17 protein-coding genes and 1 tRNA gene are annotated in these 20700 nt (G+C 67.6%); 10 read left to right on the forward strand and 8 right to left on the reverse strand.

Features of this window, described 5'->3' with window-relative positions; genetic code table 11:
* The first annotated feature begins 23 nt into the window (after positions 1-23).
* The 3 genes from AC3EO7_RS08405 (at position 24) to dnaG (ending at position 4045) form a co-directional block, all read left to right on the forward strand.
* On the forward strand, positions 24-719 hold the full coding sequence (locus tag AC3EO7_RS08405; protein ID WP_431962943.1) for a YdcF family protein: 696 nt from the start codon (positions 24-26) through the stop codon (positions 717-719).
* A 4-nt stretch (positions 720-723) separates the two neighbouring features.
* A complete protein-coding gene (locus AC3EO7_RS08410; protein WP_431962945.1) occupies positions 724-1983 on the forward strand; it encodes a deoxyguanosinetriphosphate triphosphohydrolase in 1260 nt (419 codons plus the stop codon).
* Between the two features lie 151 nt (positions 1984-2134).
* Entirely contained in the window at positions 2135-4045 is a 1911-nt protein-coding gene (gene dnaG, locus AC3EO7_RS08415) for a DNA primase (protein WP_431962947.1), read from the forward strand.
* Between the two features lie 173 nt (positions 4046-4218).
* Here dnaG and AC3EO7_RS08420 read toward each other — a convergent pair whose 3' ends face one another.
* Positions 4219-4467: a hypothetical protein gene (locus tag AC3EO7_RS08420; protein WP_431962949.1), complete on the reverse strand. Its 249-nt coding sequence runs from the start codon at positions 4465-4467 to the stop codon at positions 4219-4221.
* 222 nt (positions 4468-4689) lie between these two features.
* On the opposite strand from AC3EO7_RS08420, the gene AC3EO7_RS08425 reads away from it, so the two are divergent.
* Positions 4690-4762 (forward strand) — tRNA-Asn (locus tag AC3EO7_RS08425).
* Between the two features lie 24 nt (positions 4763-4786).
* Here the strand turns inward: AC3EO7_RS08425 and AC3EO7_RS08430 are convergent.
* Positions 4787-5005: a hypothetical protein gene (locus AC3EO7_RS08430; RefSeq protein WP_431962951.1), complete on the reverse strand. Its 219-nt coding sequence runs from the start codon at positions 5003-5005 to the stop codon at positions 4787-4789.
* 229 nt (positions 5006-5234) lie between these two features.
* Between AC3EO7_RS08430 and AC3EO7_RS08435 the strand changes: the two genes are divergently transcribed.
* The gene (locus AC3EO7_RS08435; protein ID WP_435590896.1) at positions 5235-6353 is read left to right on the forward strand and encodes an MAB_1171c family putative transporter; all 1119 of its coding nucleotides are present in this window, start codon (positions 5235-5237) and stop codon (positions 6351-6353) included.
* A 44-nt stretch (positions 6354-6397) separates the two neighbouring features.
* Here the strand turns inward: AC3EO7_RS08435 and AC3EO7_RS08440 are convergent, their stop codons facing one another.
* Positions 6398-9685: a protein kinase domain-containing protein gene (locus AC3EO7_RS08440; protein ID WP_435590897.1), complete on the reverse strand. Its 3288-nt coding sequence runs from the start codon at positions 9683-9685 to the stop codon at positions 6398-6400.
* A 268-nt stretch (positions 9686-9953) separates the two neighbouring features.
* Here AC3EO7_RS08440 and AC3EO7_RS08445 point away from each other — a divergent pair, with 268 nt between their 5' ends.
* Positions 9954-13244: a protein kinase domain-containing protein gene (locus AC3EO7_RS08445; RefSeq protein ID WP_435590898.1), complete on the forward strand. Its 3291-nt coding sequence runs from the start codon at positions 9954-9956 to the stop codon at positions 13242-13244.
* 184 nt (positions 13245-13428) lie between these two features.
* Positions 13429-13902 (forward strand): flavodoxin family protein, encoded by a 474-nt coding sequence (locus AC3EO7_RS08450; protein WP_431962958.1) that lies wholly within the window; start codon positions 13429-13431, stop codon positions 13900-13902.
* A gap of 185 nt (positions 13903-14087) precedes the next feature.
* Here the strand turns inward: AC3EO7_RS08450 and AC3EO7_RS08455 are convergent, their stop codons facing one another.
* Together AC3EO7_RS08455 and AC3EO7_RS08460 are read right to left on the reverse strand one after the other, a co-directional pair.
* The gene (locus tag AC3EO7_RS08455; RefSeq protein ID WP_435590982.1) at positions 14088-15641 is read right to left on the reverse strand and encodes an acyl-CoA carboxylase subunit beta; all 1554 of its coding nucleotides are present in this window, start codon (positions 15639-15641) and stop codon (positions 14088-14090) included.
* A 162-nt stretch (positions 15642-15803) separates the two neighbouring features.
* Positions 15804-16571, reverse strand: a complete 768-nt coding sequence (locus AC3EO7_RS08460) for an SDR family oxidoreductase (RefSeq protein WP_435590899.1) — start codon at positions 16569-16571, stop codon at positions 15804-15806.
* Between the two features lie 68 nt (positions 16572-16639).
* Here AC3EO7_RS08460 and AC3EO7_RS08465 point away from each other — a divergent pair, with 68 nt between their 5' ends.
* Positions 16640-16987 carry a winged helix-turn-helix transcriptional regulator gene (locus AC3EO7_RS08465; protein ID WP_435590900.1) on the forward strand — a complete coding sequence of 116 codons (348 nt, stop codon included), beginning with the start codon at positions 16640-16642 and terminating at the stop codon, positions 16985-16987.
* A gap of 159 nt (positions 16988-17146) precedes the next feature.
* Positions 17147-17458, forward strand: a complete 312-nt coding sequence (ppnP, locus tag AC3EO7_RS08470; RefSeq protein WP_435590901.1) for a pyrimidine/purine nucleoside phosphorylase — start codon at positions 17147-17149, stop codon at positions 17456-17458.
* A 60-nt stretch (positions 17459-17518) separates the two neighbouring features.
* Here the strand turns inward: ppnP and AC3EO7_RS08475 are convergent, their stop codons facing one another.
* The 3 genes from AC3EO7_RS08475 to AC3EO7_RS08485 all read right to left on the reverse strand — a co-directional run bounded on the left by AC3EO7_RS08475 (position 17519) and on the right by AC3EO7_RS08485 (position 20054).
* Positions 17519-18385, reverse strand: coding sequence for an SDR family NAD(P)-dependent oxidoreductase (locus AC3EO7_RS08475; RefSeq protein WP_435590902.1), 867 nt, complete (start codon positions 18383-18385; stop codon positions 17519-17521).
* A 125-nt stretch (positions 18386-18510) separates the two neighbouring features.
* Positions 18511-19089 (reverse strand): TetR/AcrR family transcriptional regulator, encoded by a 579-nt coding sequence (locus tag AC3EO7_RS08480; protein ID WP_435590903.1) that lies wholly within the window; start codon positions 19087-19089, stop codon positions 18511-18513.
* 86 nt (positions 19090-19175) lie between these two features.
* Positions 19176-20054 (reverse strand): MmyB family transcriptional regulator, encoded by an 879-nt coding sequence (locus AC3EO7_RS08485; protein ID WP_435590904.1) that lies wholly within the window; start codon positions 20052-20054, stop codon positions 19176-19178.
* Between the two features lie 146 nt (positions 20055-20200).
* Between AC3EO7_RS08485 and AC3EO7_RS08490 the strand changes: the two genes are divergently transcribed.
* Positions 20201-20620 carry a nuclear transport factor 2 family protein gene (locus AC3EO7_RS08490; protein ID WP_435590905.1) on the forward strand — a complete coding sequence of 140 codons (420 nt, stop codon included), beginning with the start codon at positions 20201-20203 and terminating at the stop codon, positions 20618-20620.
* The last annotated feature ends 80 nt before the right edge of the window (positions 20621-20700 follow it).

Raw genomic sequence — 20700 nt, forward strand, 5'->3', positions numbered from 1 at the left:
GGTGACCTGGCAGACTTGGTGAAGTGATTTCGGCACCTCAGCGCAGCACGCCGGCCTCGGCGCACGAATCCGGCCTCGTGCGCGGGGCCGGAGCCGGGGTGGTGCGCTGGACCCGGCGGATCCTGATCGCCGCGGTGCTGATGAGCCTGGTGTTGGTCGGCGGCACCGCTTTTCGGGTCTGGCAGGTCGCGCGGATCGACGACTACACCAAGGCCGACGCGATCGTCGTACTCGGCGCCGCACAGTATTCGGGCACACCGTCCTCGGTGTTCGAGGCTCGCCTGGACCAGGCGTATCAACTGTTCGAGGCGGGTATCGCGCCATGGGTGATCACCGTCGGCGGTAAGCAGGAGGGCGATCTCTACACCGAGGCCGCCTCCGGCAAGAACTATCTCCAGCGGCGCGGCGTACCGGCCGACCGCATCCTCGCCGTCGAGACCGGCTCGGACACGCTGCGCAGCGTCGAGGCCGTCGCCCTGGCCATGAAGGCGCGCGACATGTCCTCCGCCGTGCTGGTCAGCGACCCGTGGCATTCGCTGCGCACCCGCACCATGGCGCGCGATGCCGGGCTGCACGCGTGGACCGCGCCCACCCGCACCGGTCCCGCCGTCTACACCCGCGAATCCCAGGCGCACGGCATCGCCAGGGAGACCTTCGCGCTGCTGTGGTACCAGCTGACGCATTTCTCCGCCGACTTCCCCTACACCGCGGGTCAGTGACTCGATGGACAGCTACACCGACCACGACCGGGAACGGATGGCCGCCGAGGGCGCCAAGACCGCCGGCCTCGCCCCGCCCCGCAGCGAGTTCGAGAACGGCCACCGCACCGAGTTCGCCCGCGATCGCGCCCGTGTCCTGCACTCCGCGGCGCTGCGCAGGCTCGCGGACAAGACCCAGGTGATGGGCCCGCGCGACGGCGACACCCCGCGCACCAGGCTCACCCACTCGCTGGAGGTCGCCCAGATCGGCCGCAGCATCGCCGACGGTCTGCGCTGCGATCCCGACCTGGTCGACCTGGCCGGGCTCGCACACGACATCGGCCACCCGCCCTACGGCCACAACGGCGAGATGGCCCTCGATCAATTCGCCGACGCGCACGGCGGATTCGAGGGCAACGCGCAGAACCTGCGCATCCTGACCCGCCTCGAACCCAAGGTGCTCACCTCCGACGGCGCGAGCGCCGGGCTCAACCTGACCCGCGCCGCCCTCGACGCGGCGATCAAATACCCGTGGGGCAGAACGGGATCCGGCACGAAGTTCGGCGCCTACGATATCGACCTGGACCGGCTGGCGTGGATACGCAAGGGCGCGCCGGATCGCAGGCGCAGCCTGGAATGCCAGATCATGGACTGGTCCGACGACGTCGCCTACTCGGTGCACGACGTCGAGGACGGCATCATCGCGGGCCGTATCGACCTGCGCGCCCTCGCCGACCCGTCCGAACAGTGCGAGCTCGCCCGCATGGGCCACGCCCAGCACGGCAGCCTCACCACCGACGAGCTGATCCAGGCCGCCCAGCGTCTGTCGGAACTGCCGGTGGTCGCCGCGGTCTTCCGCTACGACGGCACCCTCACCGCCTCGGTCGCCCTGAAACGACTCACCAGCGAGCTCGTCGGCCGTTTCGCCACGGCCGCCATCATGGCCACCCGCGCCGTCGCGGGCCCCCAACCGCTGTCCCGCTACGCCGCCGACCTCGAGATCCCGCCGGTCGCCGCCGCCGAAGTGGCCATGCTCAAAACCGTCGCCCTTCGCTACGTCATGTCCGACCCCGACCACCGGCGCCGCCAAGCCGCCCAGCGTGAACGCATCCTCGCCGTAGCCGCCCGCCTGCACACCGAAGCCCCCCGCCACCTCGACCCCCAACTCCTCCCGTGGTGGCACGCCGCCACCACCCCGACCGCCGAGATCCGCGTCATCGTCGACCAGATCGCCTCCTACACCGAAAGCCGCTTCGAACGCCTCGCCGACTATTTCGGCTGTTGACGTAATCATTGCGTCATTACGTCATTGCCTCGCTGGTCCGCGCCGGGGTTCGGTCGCAGTTCGACGTCCGTGTGATCGACCCCTGAAGCGCGCCGTTCCGGAGAACCGGTGCCGCTGCCTCGGTAGTCGCCGGACTGGCTAGACTCGTCGCGTGGCCGGACGACTCCCTGATCGCGATATCGCGGCAATACGCGAACGCGTCCGGATCGAAGACGTGGTGGGGGAGTACGTCGCGTTGAAGCGTGCGGGCGCGGACTCCATGAAGGGGCTTTGTCCGTTCCACGACGAGAAGTCGCCGTCGTTCCACGTGCGGCCCAATCACGGCCTTTTCCACTGCTTCGGGTGCGGCGAGGGCGGGGACGTCTACAAGTTCCTGCAGAAGATCGAGCACATCGGCTTCGTCGAGGCCGTCGAGCAGATGGCCGACCGGATCGGCTACCAGATCAACTACGAGGGCGGCGGCACCTCGGTGCAGCGCGATCGAGGCACCCGTGCCCGCCTGGTCGCCGCCAACGCCGCCGCGCACGAGTTCTACATGGCCCGGCTGCGCGAGCCGGAGGCCGAGGCGGCGCGCAAATACCTCACCGACCGCAACTTCGACGGCAACGCGGCCCTCCAGTTCGGCTGCGGCTACGCCCCGGACGGCTGGGACGCGCTCACCAAGTACCTGCTCCGCAAGGGCTTCGATTTCAAGGAGTTGGAGGCCGCGGGCCTGTCCAAGCAGGGCAAACGCGGCCCCATCGACCGCTTCCACCGCCGCCTGCTGTGGCCGATCCGCAATCTCGGCGGCGAGGTCATCGGCTTCGGCGCCCGCAAGCTCTTCGACGACGACACCATGCCCGGCAAGTACGTGAACACGCCGGAAACGTTGCTGTACAAGAAGTCTCAGGTGCTGTTCGGCCTCGATCACGCCAAGCGCGAGATCGCCAAGGGCCGCCAGGCCGTCGTGGTCGAGGGCTACACCGACGTGATGGCCATGCACCTCGCCGGCGTGAAAACCGCCGTCGCCTCCTGCGGCACCGCCTTCGGCGACGAGCACATGGCGATCCTGCGCCGCCTGCTGATGGACGACAACTTCTGGCGCGGCGAGATCATCTACACCTTCGACGGCGACGCGGCGGGTCAGGCGGCCGCGCTGAAGGCCTTCGCGGGCGATCAGAAGCTGGCGGGCCAGACCTACATCGCCGTCGCGCCCGACGGGCAGGACCCGTGCGAGCTACGCCAGCGCTCCGGCGACGGCGCGGTCCGCGACCTGATCGCGCGGCGAACCCCGCTGTACGAGTTCGTGATTCGCGGCCTGCTCGCCGAACACAACCTGGACGCGGTCGAAGGCCAGGTGGAAGCGCTACGCCGCGCCGTCCCCGTGGTCGCGCAGATCAAGGACAACGCCACCCGCAAGGCCTACGCCACCCGCCTCGCGGGCTGGGTCGGCTGGGACGACATCCAGACCGTGGTGCGCCGCGTCGGCGAGGAAGCCAAGCGCAATCGTCTCGGTGGGCCGCGCCGCGCTGAAGCCCCCGCGCCGACCGCCAAGGTCACCGAGCACCCTGCCGCCCGCCCCAACCCGAACGACCCGGTGCTGCTGCCGCAACGCCAAGTCCTCTGCGCCGCTTTGCAATACCCGGCGATCGCGGGCACGGTGTTCGACGCGCTGGAGACCGAGGCGTTCACCCACCCCGCCTACGTCGCGGTCCGCACCATGGTCGCCGAAGCGGGTGGCGCGTCCGCCGGACTGAGCGGCGCGGAATGGGTCAACGCCGTCACCGACGCCACCGACGACCTCACCCTGCGCGCCCTGGTCTCCGAACTCGCCAACGAGCCGCTGCCGGTGAAGACCGTCGACGACATCCCGCGCTTCATCACCGGCGTGCTCGCCCGCGCCCAGGAGGCGTGGGTCGGCCGTCAGATCGCGACGCTGAAATCCAAGCTGCAACGGCTGTCCGCCACCGAACAGACCGACGCCTACATGGCGCTGTTCGGTGATCTTGTCGCGCTGGAGCAGTACCGAAAGAGCCTGGAAGCTCAGGCGATGGGTAACTCCGACGATTTCGCCGCTGGGTGATCGCGGGTCTGTCACTCAGAGCTAGACGCTCCCGAGGTGGCGGCCCTACTGTTGCCCGCTGATCGACGAGCGCGGCTCGGGGCGCTGATGAGTATGGCTGGGCTCGGGACGATGACCGCCGACCCGATCGCAGTCGTGGTCGGCGGCGTCTGTTCGCTCTACGCTCGCGTCGCTCAGCGGCGCCGCAGCTGATCGTGCGGCACGAGCACGGTGGTGCGCTCGTCCAACGGCACCATCGGCTCCAGCTGCGGACGGGTGCTCAACTTGTCCGACAGTCGCTGCCGCCCCACCTGCACCAGCTTTCGGGTCACCGGACTCGAGGTGACCGCGCGTGTGGCCGCGCTGATCTGTTCGTAGCGAGCCCGCCCGGCCTTACTGCCGAGCACGTAACCGGCCGCGACGCCGATGATCAACCGCAGCATTCCTCGAGCTCCTCCCAATCGCCTGTGCGCGGCTACCATCCTGCCCGACGCCCGGTCCGCCTGTCGATCCGGCACCGAGTTACCCACGAGACACCTGATACCCCACCCGCCCCACACGCACCCCGGCATCACCCCAGGTAGGCGCGCGATTTGGGAACCCGCCCGGCAATACGCTAAAGTTTCACCTCGGCCCGCCCAGTACGGGAGAGCCGCCCAGAATAGTCCCCTATAGCTCAATTGGCAGAGCAGCCGACTGTTAATCGGCAGGTTTCTGGTTCGAGTCCAGATGGGGGAGCCGAGAACGGCCCCTGACCAGCGCTTAGCGTACACGGTCGGGGGCCGAATTCGTTTCCAGACCGCGAATAGCGCCGGAAAGTCTCTCAAAAGTCGAAATCTGTCCTGCACCGTCGCTGTCCTGCTCACGGTGACCGAGCCCGCCCATGACCGCACTGTGGATCACCACCGCAGCGTCATGGTGCACCCGCCCGCGAGCCATGTACTTGCGCTGAGTCATCGCCGGATCGGCGTGCCGCAACATGCGTCCGCACCTCCGCTTCGACCTCGGCTGCCGTGTCGAAGGCCACCGAGTGGCGCACTGCCCGCAAGTATCCGAGCGATCGCAACCGCCGAGCACCGTCGATCGGATGAAATCCAAGACAGGTCAATGGTTGCCGGGTATAGGTGATCCGGCGCCGCGTGGTTGTGCACCCGAGGCGGCAGTATCCTCCGACCGGGCACGAGTTCCGCCGGACCAAGAGGATGCGTCGATGTCGTCACCGATACCGGGAGTCCTGGCCTGGGCGGTGATCGGCTACGTCACGGTTCTCCTGTCGGTTCGGTTATGGCTCGGCGGCGGCGGCGCTGTTATGGATCGGCTCGTGAACCACACGGGCCTGTGGAGCATCGCGACCCTGCTGGTATACCGGTGCGCATCGACGCCGACCATCGACGACCCGGCGAATCAGCTTGCCCTGGGCGGCGTTCTCATGATCACCACATACCAGTACAGCATCGGTCGGATCGTCAGCGCCGATGCCGAGCCGGATGCCGTATGGCGCCACCAGCGCAACGCCGCTCTGCTCGCCTCGGCCGTGACGGCCTCGACAGTCCTTGCCGTGGCATCGGCGAGATACTCGGGACGATCGGTCGACCTGCGCCTCGCGGGGGTTGGACTGGTCATCGGTTGCGCCTTCGCCGTCACGTACAACACGGTCGTGCTCACTCGCGCGTGTCTCGGCGTACTCCGCGATGTCGATACCCCGCGCGCGGCGCGGATCGTGTGTGGCGTCCTGATCGCCAGCAATGTCGTTCTCTGGGGCGCGCTGGCACTCTCGCTTTCCCAGCTGGCCACCGGATGGCCCGGCGGACCGCAACTGTCGCTGGTCCATGCCGCGTTCGCCCTGTGGGTCGCGATCAATGCGACACTGCACGCGATACCGCTGATCGCGGAGCTGGTGCTGCGCGCGGGTATGGATCGCGCCACCAGAACCTGCCGTCGACTGTTGCCGCTGTGGCGTGATCTCACCGCGGCGGTCCCGGAGATCGTCATGCCCGTCGATGCGCGGCACGGCTCGGATCCAGCCACCCGCCTACTGCGGATGACCGTGGAGATCCGCGACGCAATGCTCCACCTAGGCGCTTACCTCCCGGCCGAAACCGGTGAAACGCAACGCAATACCGTGCGAGAGCCCGAATCGGACCGAGAGCTCACCGATTACGCCCATCGGCTGATACGGGCGGCGCAGGCCAGAAAGGCGGGCCTACCGCCCGCCGGCACCGGGGCGCCATCGTCATTGCCGGTGGTCGCGCACGATTTCGACGCCGAACTCGCGCACCTGATCGATCTGGTCCGCATCTGGCCGAAGGCCAAGGCCGCGATGGAATGAGCCGATCGCGCAGACCTGGACGTAGACGGTTCGCCGATGACCGGCTAGCTCCGCTCGGCGACCCAGGCGGCGATCTGGGCGCGTGAGGTGAATCCGAGTTTGGTCAGGATGTGTTCGACGTGTCCCTGCGCGGTGCGCAGGGAGATGCTCAGGCGGGTGGCGATGGCCTTGTTGGTGAGGCCGTCGGCGATCAGGCCTGCCACCTCCTGTTCCCGGGCGGTCAGCTCCGCCGAGGGGCCGGCAGCCGTTGCCTGCGGTTGCTCTCCCAGGGCGTAGCCGATCGCGGCGTCGAGGTCCAGCGCGGCCCCTTCACGGAAGGCGGTCTCGAATGCTCGCCGACCGAGCTCGTGACGCGCCACTCGTTCGCACTCGTCGTGGTGGACCATCAGGGTCGCAAACGGCACGGTGGCGATGCCGGTCGACCGAGACTGTGCTGTCGCAGCGCCCAGCAGCACGGCGGCGCGCCGCACACTGCCCTGGCTTCCCACAACCCACGCGAGTATCTCCAGGGCTATGCCGCCCATCAATTGATCTTTTTGCTGCCTGGTCAGCTGCAATTCCTGCCGTAGCAGCGCCAGCGCACGATCGCGGTCGGCCTGGCGCCACGCGGCCACGGCCGCGCCCCACAGGACATAGGAACGATGGAGGGAATCGCCGTGAGATTCGGCGATCGCCAGCGCCTTCTCGTGGTACGGACGAGGTGCCGCGCCATCTCTCTGCAGTTCCTGCGTCCAGCAGAGCGCGATGAGGGTCCATATCTGTCCGTAGACGTCACCCTGCGCGGTGAACGATCCGAGGGCGGCTTCGAGAGGGGCGCGTACGGGCGGAGGGCCGCCGCTGCTGACCGCGCGGATGGCTTGGGTGAGCTCCGCGAAGGCGTGCACGATCGGGTGCTCGGTCTGTTCGGCGAGCCTCTGCGCCTGCACGAGCAGGGCGGACAGCGCACGGGAATCGTCTTGGGCCGCAGTGACCAGCGCAGCGCGCCACAGTGCCTTGGCGCGTAGCGGAGTGGCGGCAGCGGGACCGGTGGCAAGGGCGCGGTCGAGCCAGCGCCGCTCCTCACCGAGCTGGCCGCGGGGGAGCCAGAACAGCTGCAGGGCCGCCGCGAACGACAGCGCGGCCTCGGATTTCGCTTCGGTGTCGTCGAGGCAGAAGGCCAACGCCTCGCGCAGGTTGGGTTGCTCGCGGTCGAGGCGGGCGATCCAGTCGAGCTGGCGGGGGCTGATCCAATCTGCCTCGGCGTCTTCGGCCAGTTGCCGGTACCAATCCGTATGTCGGCGTCGGAGTTTCGTGTATTCACCAGTTTCGTCGAGTTTGTCGCGGCCGTATTCGCGTACCGTCTCGAGCAGCCGGAACCGCACCGCCGGACCCGACTCCTCCCTGATCAGGATGGATTTGTCGACCAGGGCGGTCAGCACGTCGAGCAGGTTCTCGTCGCCGAGGTCGTCTCGGCAGACCTGTTCGGCCGCGTCGAGTTCGAAGCTGCCTGCGAACACCGAGAGCTGGGCCCACACCGCTTGTTCGGCCTTGGTGCACAGCGAGTAACTCCAGTCGATGCACCACCGCAGGGTCTGCTGACGGCTCGGCGCGGTGCGGCTGCCGCGGGTCAACAGCGCATATCGATCGGTGAGGCGTTGCCGGATCTGCTCGGGTGACAACGCTCGCAGCCGGGCTGCGGCCAGCTCGATCGCCAAGGGCAGCCCGTCGAGGCGGCGGCAGATCTCGGTCACCGTCGCGAGGTTGTCCTCGGTGAGGGCGAAGCCTGGCACGGCCGCGGCGGCCCGCGCGACGAACAGGGTGACCGCGTCGTAGCGAGGCGCACCGCGCAGTGTCGGCCGCCGATCCGGATCGGGAACGGTCAGCGGTCGCACGCGTAGGACGGACTCCCCGCCGATGCCAAGGGGCTCGCGGCTGGTGGTGAGGATCCGCAGTGCCGGGCACGCCCGCAGCAAGGTCTCGGCAACCTTCGCCGCGGCATCGACGATTTGTTCGCAGTTGTCCAGCACCAGCAGCAGCCGCCGTGACGCCAGGTGGTCGACCAGCACCTCGAGAACCAGCCGTCGGCGTGGTCGCAATTCCAGAGCCGTGGCGATCACCTCCGGCAGCAGGCCGCCGTCGTGCAGCTCGGCGAGCTCGACCAGCCACACCCCGTCGGCGAAATCCCGTTGCGCCCCGGTGGCGACCCGCGTCGCCAGTCGGGTCTTGCCGACCCCACCGATCCCGGTCAACGTCACCAGCCGGGAGCGTGCCAGCAGACTCTTGACCTCGGCCAGTTCGACTCGGCGGCCGACAAAGCTCGTCAGCTCGAGTGGATGAGGCGCTTTTGCGCTGACCGACGAAGCGGACGGCACAGGACCCAGAACCGGCGAGCGACCGGTGGTCGGCGGAATCAAGGAAACCGGAGCGCTCTCGGGCCGCCCCCCATCTGCTTCGGCCCGCACGGCTATCTCGTCGACCGGCAACCCGCGTCCGGCCTGCAGTCGTTGCAGTTGCTCACCCAATGCCGCCGCGGAGGGCCGTTGTTCGGAGGTGCGGGCCATGGCATGTTCGATCACCTGCGCGAGGTCGTCATCGATGCCGTGCTCGCGCAGGTTGGGCAGCGGCTGAGTGGTGATCCGCACGAATTGCGCCACCACCTGCTCGCCGCTGCGTCGCTCGAACGCCGCGTGCCCGGTCAGCGTGGCGAACAATGTCGCGCCGAGTCCGTACACGTCGGCGGCGGGGGTGGGTGCCGCACCGCCCAGTACCTCCGGTGCGGTGAACGCGGGTGAACCGGCGACCGTGCCGGTCGCGGTGTGGAACCCGTCGGGAATTCGCGCGATGCCGAAATCGGTCAGCGCCGGCTCACCGTAATCGGTGATCAAGATGTTGCCGGGTTTGACGTCGCGGTGCAGGATGCCGAGCCGATGTGCGGTCTCGAGAGCCCCGGCGAGCTTGACCCCCAGACGAAGCACCTCCTCGACCGACAGGGGACCGTGACTGCGGACACGGGCGTCGAGAGAATGCTGCGGGTAGTAGGGCATCACCAGATAGGGCAGCCCGGACGTGGCGGTGGTGCCGACCTCGAGCACCTCCGCGATATTGGGGTGCCCGGTCAGCCTGCCCATCGCCCGCTGTTCCCGGACGAACCGCTCCTGATTCCCCTCGTCCAGGTCGGCGGTGAGCACCTTGATCGCCACCGTCCGGTCCAAAGCGACCTGGGTGCACCGATACACCACCCCGAATCCGCCGCGCCCGATCTCGTGCGCGTCTGCGAATCCGACCGCCGCCAGCTCCGCCGTGATCTCGGGGATCACGGCGCGCTGTGTCTTCAACGAATCGTTTTCGCCCATGCGCCGGTCCTGCTTCGTGCCGTGCTCAGGATATCGCGCAGTCCATCCTGGTCACGGCTCCTTTCCGCCCCCGGCCTGCGACTCGGCCGTCGCGTTGCGGCACCGCGCCGGCAACACGGCGGCGACCCGGCGGAACCGGTTCCCCGCACGCGAGCGGCAACGAGACCCGTGGTCCCTCACCCGGCGATATTCTCGAGGTAGTCATCGAGAGGCGAGCAGGACAATGATGCTGTTGCCATGGCGTGGTTCGGACGTATCGGTGTAGTCGATGACCGACGCCGATCCCTTCGCGACGCAACGTGACGCGTCCGGTTCGGTCGCGGCGGAGCTGGCGGCGGCCGGGTTCGACGACGCCATGGAGATCGGCCGCGGCGGGTTCGGTGCCGTCTACCGGTGCACGCAGGCAGAGCTCGATCGTGTGGTGGCGGTCAAGGTGCTCACCGCCGATCTCGACGAGGACAATCGGGAGCGGTTCTTCCGCGAGCAGCGGGCCGCGGGTCGATTGACCGGGCATCCCAATATCGTGCATGTCCTCCACGCTGATGTGACCGGCAATGGTCGGCCTTTTCTCGTGATGCCGTACTACCCGCGCAGCTCTCTCGACGCGCGGATCCGCAGCGACGGGCCGCTGGAGTTGCAGGAGGTGCTGCGGCTCGGGGTGAAGCTGGCTGGAGCGCTGGAGACGGCGCATCGCTTCGGGGTTCTGCATCGCGATGTGAAGCCCGCGAACATCCTTTTCACCGATTACGACGAGCCGACGCTGGTGGACTTCGGAATCGCCCATTTCGCGGGCGGTTTCGTCACCGGCACCGGCATCGTGACGGGTACGCCGGCTTTCACCGCGCCGGAAGTGGTCGCCGGCCAGTCACCGAGTCCCGCCACCGACGTCTATGGCTTGGGCGCGACGCTGTTCGCCGCGATCACCGGTCATGCCGCTTTCGAACGTCGCAGCGGTGAGCAGGTGGTGGCGCAGTTCGTTCGGATCACCTCCGAGCCGGTCCCGGATCTGCGGGAGCAGGGCATTGCCGCGGATGTCAGCGCCATCGTCGAACGAGCCATGGGCAGCGACCCGCGCAGCCGCCCTTCCGCGGCCGAACTGGGTGAGCAACTCCAGGCATCGCAACGCCACCATGGTTTCCCCGTCGACGAGATGGCCTTGCACACCCCGTCCTCGGCCGAGCATGGGGCCGAGCCAGGCGGAAAGGGAACGTCCCCCTCGCGCGGATCGCGCGAGCCTCGACCGCCGGAGTCTTCTTCGGGTTCGGGCCGACCGGGCAGGGTTCCGTTGGAGCTGACCAGTTTCGTCGGCCGGCGCACGGAGTTGACCGAAGCGAAGAACTCGTTGTCGGCCGCGCGGTTGGTGACGTTGACCGGGATGGGTGGGGTGGGCAAGACGCGGCTGGCGGTGCGGGTGGCCACTGACGCGCAGCGTGACTTCGCCGACGGCGTGGTTTTCGTGGAGATCGGCGAGGTGCGTGACGAGTCGCTGCTGGCGAGCATCGTGGCGGCCGCGCTGGGGTTGCAGGACCGGTCGGTGCGGCCCTTGCTCGACGTGCTCGCCGAGTTCCTGGCCGATCGGGAATTGCTTCTCGTGCTGGACAATTGCGAGCAGATGGTGGCCGGGGTGGCCAAGCTCGCCGAGTCGCTGCTTCGTGCGTGCCCGGGGTTGCGGATTCTCGCGACGAGTCGCGAGCCGATCGGCCTCGACGGAGAAGCGGTATTGCCGGTACACCCGCTTGCGGTCCCCGATCCCGATCGGCTACCGAGGAGCCTGTCCCGCAACGACGCGATGCGATTGTTCGCCGAGCGGGCCGCCGCGGCTGTCGCGGGCTTCGAGCTGACCGACGACAACACGGTCACCATCGCCCGGATCTGCCGTCAGCTGGACGGCTTGCCGTTGCCGATCGAGTTGGCGACGGCCTGGTTGCGGGCGATGTCACCCGAGCAGATCTTGCAGCGGTTGACCGATCGGTTCGCATTGCTCACGCGTGGTAGGAGAGGCGCCCCGGCGCGGCAACAGACCTTGCGACTGTGTATCGACTGGAGCTACGACCTCTGCACACCGTCCGAGCAACGAGTGTGGTCCCAGCTGTCGGTGTTCGCCGGAAGCTTCGACCTGGAGGCCGCACAGTTCGTCTGCGGGAATGATTCTGCGGCAGAGACCCTTTGGGATACGATCGCCTTCCTCGTCGACAAGTCGATCCTCATCCGGGAGGAGTCGGGTAGCTCGATGCGGTTCCACATGCTCGACACCGTGCGCGACTACGGCCAGGAAAAGGCGCGCCAGTCGGGCGAATATCTCGAGGTTTGCCGCCGCCACCGCGACTGGTATCAACGGCTTGCTTTCGATGCGAACGCCGGCATGACCAGTTCCCGAGCGCTCGAATGGATTTCCCGGTTGAACAGGGAGCAACCGAATCTGCGGCAGGCGCTGGAATTCTGCGTGTCCGACAACCCCGAAGCCGGGATTCGGCTCGCCGTAGCTCTTTCCAGCTCCTGGTTCTTTCAGGGCTTGCTCGGTGAGGGGCGGCGCTGGCTCGAGCGCCTGCTTGCCCGGTGCACCGGAGCAGCCACCGTCGACCAGGCCGCCGCGATCTACGTCGCCTCGCTGATGGCCGCGGTGCAGGGCGACCTTCCCGCGGTGGCGCGTCTGGTGCGTGATGGGCGAGCGCGCGTCGAGCAGGCGCCCGATCCACTGGCTCGCGCACACATCGACTTCGCCGACGGAGTCCTCGCACTGTTCGGTGGGGACCCATCCACCGCGCGCCCGTATTTCGAGAAAGCCATCCGGGTGTACGAGGAACGAGCTGAAGTCCCGTTCCGGGTCGATGCTGTGATGTTCCTCGGTCTCACCCACGAGTTTCACGACGACACCGACAGGGCAGTCGAGTACTACGAGCACGCGATCGCGCTCACCGAAGAGCACGGCGGTACGATTTTCCAGTCCTACGTGCTGTGGTCGCTGGCTTTCGCGCTGTGGCGGCAGGGCCATCCCGAGCGGGCGACTCAGTTGCTCGCGGAGGCACTGCGGCTGAGCCGGATGCTGAAAGATCGTGCGAACGCGGGTATTTGCCTGCAAGCGCTGGCGTGGATCGCCGCCGAAGGACAGGATGCGGAGCGTGCTGTCGTGTTGACCGCGGCCGCCGAGCGGATCGGCCGGTCGGTGGGCACGGTGCCGGTGATGTTTTCGGACCTGAGCGTCCACCAAGAAGAGTACGAGCGCCGGACGCGACAGGCACTGAGCAATCGGAGGTACTCCGCCGCCCAGCGGGAAGGCGCTGCGCTCAGTTTCGACGCCGCGATCGCCTATGCCTTGGGTGAACACACCGCGCAGGCACCGGCCGACGTTACCGGTCGCAAGCTGACGAAACGGGAACGGGAAGTCGCCGAACTGGTCGCCGAAGGGCTCACCAATCGGGAGATCGCCACTCGCCTCGTCATCTCACCGCGAACCGCCCAGGGGCATGTGGAGCACCTGCTGACCAAGCTGGATTTCACCTCGCGGGCACAGATCGCGGCGTGGATCGCGGGATCGCGGGACGAGATTTCGGAACCGTGAGCGCGCTGTTCCGCCGAACGAGAAGACTCAGCCGCCCGCGCTCGAATTCTCAGCGATGCATGGGATCTGCTGGGCTCAGCGCGCCCCGCCGCAACCGTTAGGGTCGAGGCAGGACAGATGGGAGCCGGTGACTCGGTCCAGCGAGCGCCGGACTCGAATGCGGAAAGTGAAGGGGGACATAGTTATGAAGGCCATCATCGTGTGCACCTCGGTGTCGCACGGCAACACCAAGCGGGTCGCCGACGTCATGGGGCAGGCCCTGGAGGCCCGTGTTGTCGAACCCGGCCAGGTCGATGCGGCCGAGCTCGCCACCTATGACCTGGTGGGGTTCGGCTCGGGGATCTTCCTGGGATCGTTCCACGCTGACTTGCGCGAGTTCGTTCAGTCGCTTCCGGTGGGGCGGCGAGGCAAGGCATTCGTGTTCGCCACCAGTGGATTTCCCGAAGCGGGATTCCAGCGCTTCTCCCGCCCCCTCGTGCGGCTTCTCGAGCAGAAGGGCTTCGAGGTGGTCGACACCTTCTCGTGTCGCGCGTTCGACACCTACCTCCCGTTCAAGCTCGTCGGCGGTATCCGGAAGGGACGACCGAACGCGGCCGATCTCGCGGCAGCGCGCACATTCGCCGAAGGGCTGCGCGCCCGCATCGGCGCCACGCTCTGACCCCTGCCGGGGAATTCGGCTGCCCGCCACCGAACTGTGCTGTTCGGCGGCGGGCACCATGCCCATGCCCGCCAGCGGATGTGCGCTGCGCTGGGCCCGAAACCTGTTGAACGCGAACGGCGGACGTCATGGCCGCACGATGGATCATCCTGTCACTGACCGGGCGGATCAGTGGTTCGGGAAGATCACATCGGGTACACCGGGTGCTTGCGCGGGTTGAACTCCGGCTTGACCGGCGGCTTGTCGCGCAACAAGCGCAGCGCGCTCCGGATCTCCAGACGGGTGCGCGCCGGCTCGATGACCGCGTCGATGTAGCCGCGTTCGGCGGCGATCCACGGGGTGGCGATCGTCTCGTTGTACTGGTTGACCATGAACTCGCGCGCCGCTGCCCGGTGCTCCTCCGGCACCGCCGCCAATTGCCGCCTGCCGATGAGGTCGACCGCGCTGTCGGCGCCGATGACAGCGATCCGGGCCGTCGGCCAGGCGAAACTGATATCGGCACCCACCTGCCGGGCCGCCATCATGCCGTAGGCGCCACCGTAGGACTTGCGCACGACCAGGTTGATGATCGGGACCGTCGCTTCGATGATCGCCCGCGGGACCCGGCCGCCGCGGATGATCACACCATTGGCTTCCTGCTCGAGCCCCGGCAGCACGCCCGGGGTGTCGGCGACGAACACCAGCGGGATATTGAACGCGTCGCAGAGCCGGATGAAATAGGTCGACTTGTCCGAGCAGGCGGCGTCGATGGAACCACCCAATACCAACGGCTGGTTGGCGATCACGCCGACCGGATATCCGTCGACCCGGGCAAACCCGGTGATCAGATTCGGGGCGAACGCGGCGCGGACTTCGTGGAATTCACCGTCGTCGAAAATTCGTAGCAGGATCTCGTGCATGTCATAACCGGAGCGATCGGAATCCGGGATGATCTTGTCGAGCTCCCGATCGGAAGCGGTGATCTCCGGCTCCAGGCCGGGGTTGACGATCGGCGGTTGCTCGAGGCAGCTCGTCGGCATGTAGCTCAGGTAGTTGCGGGCCCAGTCGTAGGCTTCCTGCTCGGTGTCGGCCACGTGATGCAGGGTGCCGCGTTCGGCCTGTACTTTGGCGCCACCGAGGTCCTCGGCGCTGATGTCCTCACCGTTGACGGCTTTGATCACCTCCGGCCCGGTGACGAACATGTAGGAATCCTTGGTGCCGATGAGCACGTCGGTGTTGATCGGCCCGTACACCGAACCCGCGGCGCACTTGCCGAGAATGATCGACACCTGCGGCACATACCCGGACAGTTTCTCCAGCACCCGGGAGATATCACCGAACGAAGCGATCGAACCCACCGCGTCCTGGATGCGCGCACCGCCGGAATCATTGATCGTCACCACCGGGCACGCGGTGTCGAACGCGAGTTGCAGCGCCCGCATGAACTTGCGGGCGGACGTGATACCGACCGACCCGCCGTACACGGTCTGGTCGTGGGCGATCACCACCACCGGACGGCCCCCGATCAGCCCGCGACCGGTGACCAGCCCGTCACCGTAGAGAGCATCCGGTTGGCCGGGCTGACGAGCCAACGCACCGGTCTCGATGAACGTCCCGCGGTCGAGCAGCATGTCCACACGCTGGCGAACGCTCGGAATACCCTTCTTCTCCCGCTTGGCGACACCGGCCTCACCTGCGGGTTCCGTAGCGATCGTCAGGATCTTGACCAGTTCATCGATCTTCGCCCGGGTATCTGCCACGCTCGCTGCCACCTTCCAAACCAACTGTTGTGCCGTCGCGACGTTAAGCGGTATCGACGCGGAACGCGTCATCGAACCGGAGATACGGGATAAATCACAGTCCAGGCCGGGCGCGCATCACCTCCCATCCAACAAAGTTCGAACACCGTCAGCGGTATGCCGCTAGCTGATCGACGTCCCCGCGAGGTAGTCGTTGCCGCCGATGTAGACGGTGTGGCCGGATTCGGTGGGGGTCGTGGTGGCGTCGGCGATGGCGGTGGCGAATTCTTCGATGGTGGGGAGCGGGCCGTGGTCGCGTCGGGTGGTGACTGCGTCGGGGTCTCGGCGTTCGAGGAGGCGGACGATGATGGTGCCGTCGATCATGTCGCCGGAGACGACGGTGAGAGTGATGCCGCGAGTGGCGAGTTCGGGGATGAGCGCGCGCAGGGCATCCTCGCCCGCGCGTTTGCTGGCGGCGATGGGTTCGTAGTCGGCGGGAACGGGCTTGCGGCCGTGGAAATGGGCCTGGTGGCTGGTGACGAAGACGATGCGGGCTCCGGATGGCATGAGCGGCAAGGCAAGCCGGGTCAGGCGCAATTGGGCGTCGCGGTTGATGGACATGGCGTAGTCCGGTGACGCGTCGCGTTCGAGGCCGCCGGATGCGTTGAGTACCAAGACATCCAGGCGGCCGAAACCGGCGCCGATGTCGGCGATCATGGTCCGTGCGGCGGTTTCGTCGGAGACGTCCGCGCCCGCGATCGATGCGCTTCCGCCGCTCGCCGCGATCTCGTCGGCGATGGTCTGGGCGCGGCGGCGCTTCTCGCGGTAGTTGACGATCACGTGGTCACCGCGGGCCGCGAGGATGCGGGCGGTGTCGGCGCCGATGCCGCGGGAGGCGCCGGTGATGAGGGCGATTCGCCGGTCGGTCGAGCTGTCCCGTTCGTGCACCACGTTCCCTTCTTCCGCGGACCGCCGCCCGCTCCAATGCTTCTAAATTAGAATCACTATGGTGGTTCGAAATGAGAAGCGCAAGCGGTGCCAAGCCGTCGCGGGGTGAGGCCGACCCCGCGAACGAACCGATGCTGGCCACCATGGAACTGCTCGGCCAGCGGTGGATGCTGCGCATCGTGTGGGAGCTGGAGCCTGGCACGCTGGGCTTTCTCGAGCTGCGGCGACGGATGGGGCAGTGCTCGTCGAGCATGCTGTCGGTGCGATTGCAGCACCTTCAGGTTGCGGGGTTGATCGTCAAGAAGTCCGACAAGTCGTACGAATTGACCACGGCCGGAAGGGAACTCGGGGAGTCGCTGCGTCCGGTGTGGGAGTGGTCGGCGCGGTGGGCGGAGTTGTTCCCGGAGGCGATCGACTGACCGACCGGGTGATGTAGCGCCGCGCAGACGCCGAAACCACACCGGCGGCTCGACCCGCGTCGACGGCGACCGCGCGGCTCGGGTTCTCCCAGGTAGGCGCGGGCGCCGCGGCGTCATTGCAGTAGGCTGACAACTCCACTCGACCACGGGAAAGAGACCATGTCGCAGTTCGAGAATGTCAGTGTCACGAAGAAGGCCAACGTCTACTTCGACGGGAAGTGCGTCAGCCACAGCATCGAGCTGGCCGACGGCACCGCCAAGTCGGTGGGCGTCATCCTGCCCTCGACCCTGACCTTCACCACGGGCGCGCCGGAGATCATGGAACTCATCGAGGGGGAGTGCAAGGTCACCCTCGCCGGTGCGACCGAGGCCGTCACCTACAAGGGCGGCGAGTCGTTCAACGTGCCCGGCGACAGCTCGTTCCAGATCGAGGTTCTCGACACCGTGCATTACGTCTGCCACTTCGGCTGAGTTCCGGACCTCGCTCCCGGAAGCGGGGCGGAAACCTCCGATTGGTGGACTTCGCAGGACTCACTGACGCTCGGTGAGGGGCGCCAGCTGCCGACTGAGCCTGAGGACGTTTTCGACCGTCCGGGTATCGGTGCTTCCACGGAAGGCGGGGACGGGGTGGGCCTTGGGGCCGATGAGCAGGCCGGTCTGCCCGTCCAGAGAGGAGTCGGTCGCGGCGAAGATCGACGGCCGGGCGGCTACCGACGCGGGGCCTGCGGTGGCGTGTTCGAAGGTTCGACGAACCAACGGCCACATCAGGCGCAGTCCCGGAGAGACGATCTTCGGTGATCGCATGGTGCCGTCGGTCATGTCCGTCGCGGCGCCGCCGGGGTCGGCCGCGAATACCGAGACACCTGAGTCACGTAGGCGCTCGGCCAAGTCCAGTGCATAGGCAAGGTTGGCGAGCTTGGCTCGGCCATACCAGTGGAAGCCGTAGTAGCCGCCCGGTGGTTCGACGGCGTCGAAGGTGTGCTTGGCCACCCGGATCGCACCGGAGCTGACATTCACGATTCTGCTCGGTGCGCCGGCTCGGAGCTGATCGAGCAGCAGTTCGGTCAGGAGGTACGGCGAGAGGTGGTTGACGGCGAACGTCGCCTCGATGTCGTCGACGGTCTGCTGCCGGTCTGCGAACATCGCGCCGACATTGTTGACCAGAACCTTCAGCGGTCCCTCGGCCGCCAGCTGTGTGGCGAGCGCGCGCACGTTGCCGAGCGATGCGAGATCGGTTGCCACAAAACGTGGCTCGGCTCCGGTGGCGGCCGCTGCGATCCGCTCGACCGCGCGGGCGCCGCGCTCGACGTTGCGGCCGACCACGGTGACGGCGAAGCCGCGCGCCGCTAGACCTATCGCCGTCTCGAGACCGATTCCGCCGGTCCCCGCCGTTACCACTGCTCGTTGTTCCACAGGCCCGCCCTCGCTACGCTTCCATCAAATCGGATAGCTATCCGGTTCCTTCGGCAACTTAGCAGAACGGATAGATATCCGCTTATTTGAGTTCGGGATGAGACGGTCGGTCAGCGCGCGGGCCGCAGGCCCTCGAGGAGGACGTCGAGGTAGGTCTGGGTGCGTGTCGAGTCGCTGTCGCCGGAGCGCAGGGCATGCTCGATGCCGCACAGCAGGCGGCGCACATCGTCCGCCTCGATGTCGCGTCGGATGGCGCCGGTCACCCGCGCACGGTCGAGAAGAGTCGCGACGGCGCTGTCGAGTTCGGCCTTCATCGCTGAGGTCCGAGTCTCGGCGTCGTTCGGCGACTCGAGCACGGCCGCGAACCCGGCGTCGTCCAATGCGCGTTCGAGAGCGAACCGCAGCAAGCGGTGCAGACCCACCAGTGCATCCGCGTCGGCGGCCGCGGCTTGCGCCTCGCCGACGAGCTCTTGGAAGCGCTCCGCCAACAGCGCCTCCCGCAACGCATGGCGGGTGGGAAAGTGCCGGTATACGGTTCCCACGCCCACTCCGGCGAGCCTGGCGATGACGTTCAGCTGGAGCGAGTCGTCACCGGCGGCCAGTTGCTCGCGGGCGACCTGTAACACCCGGGAACGATTTCGCGCGGCGTCGGCCCGCAGCACTGGCTCCTGCTCGGCTTTCGGTGTCACGGCGCCCAGCATAGTGGGGCGAGTTCTACGGCCGGTCCGGGATTCCTGCCGCGCAACGCGGCAGTTGAGGACATTTCGCTTGCGGATCAGGGAGCGTGGGTTGTCCGATTCGTGGTATCGAGGCTCTCGTCGGTGAGGTCCTGGGTACCGATGACGGCGAGCAGTCGCAATTGTTCGACCGCGGGACTCCCCGGCGGAGCCGTGAAGAATTGGAGCCGTTGACGCCCGTCCTCGCTGAACAGGTTCTGGCAGTTGACATCCAGCACGCCGAGCGTGGGGTGGTTGATGCGTTTGCGGTCGCCGCGACGGACAGCCACGTCGCCGGTATCCCAGAGTTCGGCGAACTCGGCGCTGGCCCGGCGCAGGCGCGCGACCATAGCTCTGGAGCGCGCGTCCTGGTCGCGGCGGGCGACAGCGGCGCGCAGGTCGGACACCATCACCTTGGCATGGTGCGGATGGTCGGCCTCCGGATACACGGTTCGGCTGGCCGGGTCGGTGAACCAGCGGTAGACGAAGCTCGTCGCGTGACCTTCGGCCGGGACCGGCGAGCCGAGCAGCGCCACGGCCAGCCGGTTCTGCACCACGGTTTCGTGCAGGTCGGTGATGATCTGCGCGGGGGTGCCGTGCAGCTCGTCGAGCAGTGCCAGCAGGGCCGGTTGGACGTGTGCGGCGGTGCCGCTCTCCGTTGCGGGCTCGCGTCCGGCGAGCCGGAACAGGTGGTCGCGTTCGTCGGAGTCCAGCCGCAGGGCGCGGGCAAGGGCGGCGAGCATCTGGGGCGACGGCTGCGCGCCACGGGCGCGTTCGAGTTCGATGTAGTAGTCCACGGACGCGCCCGCCAGCTGCGCGACCTCGTCGCGCCGCAGGCCGGGGACGCGGCGGCGCGAACCCGTGGGCAGACCGACCTCGGTGGGCGTGATCCGCGCGCGGCGCGATTGCAGGAAAGCTCCGAGTTCAGGCAGGTCCACCTGGCCATTCTTGTCGGGCACGGCCGACGGAGGCCAGGGGCTGCGGACCCCTGGCTGCGGAGATCTCGTAGGTCGTTCGGCCGATGCGTGCCGGGGGCGGATGTCGAGAGGATGGGCGCCAGTGTCCGAAAAGAAAGGCGAACATCATGAGCGACAGTCGGATTGCGGAACTGCGGCAGACGGCCAACGAGGCCGTGGTGGCCGGAATGTACAGCGATCTCGCCGAGGGGAACGGCGAGGCTGTGCTGGCGACGCTGAGCCCGCAGATCAGGTGGACCGTCACCGCTGGTCTGCCCTACGGCGGCACCTACGTCGGCCCCGACGCGGTGGCGGGCAATGTGTTCGCCCGATTCACCACCGAGTGGGTGGACTTCGCGGTGATCCCGGACGAACTGTTCGGTGTGCGGGACGTGGTGCTCGCGCTCGGCCACTACGTCGGGCAGCGCCGGGAGACGGGTAAGGCGATGCGCGCCCGGTTCGTGCACGTGTGGCGGATGGAGGGCCGGGTACCGGTGGAGTTCGAGACGATCGCGGATACTCACACCATGGTTGCCGCGATGTCGTGACCCCGCGCGGGTGCGACGACCAGACCGGTCCCGGATCGGGGCCGGTCTGCCCTGCGGCCGAAGTCCGCCGCCGGGGTCAC

The sequence above is a fragment of the Nocardia sp. bgisy118 genome, assembly GCF_057708605.1.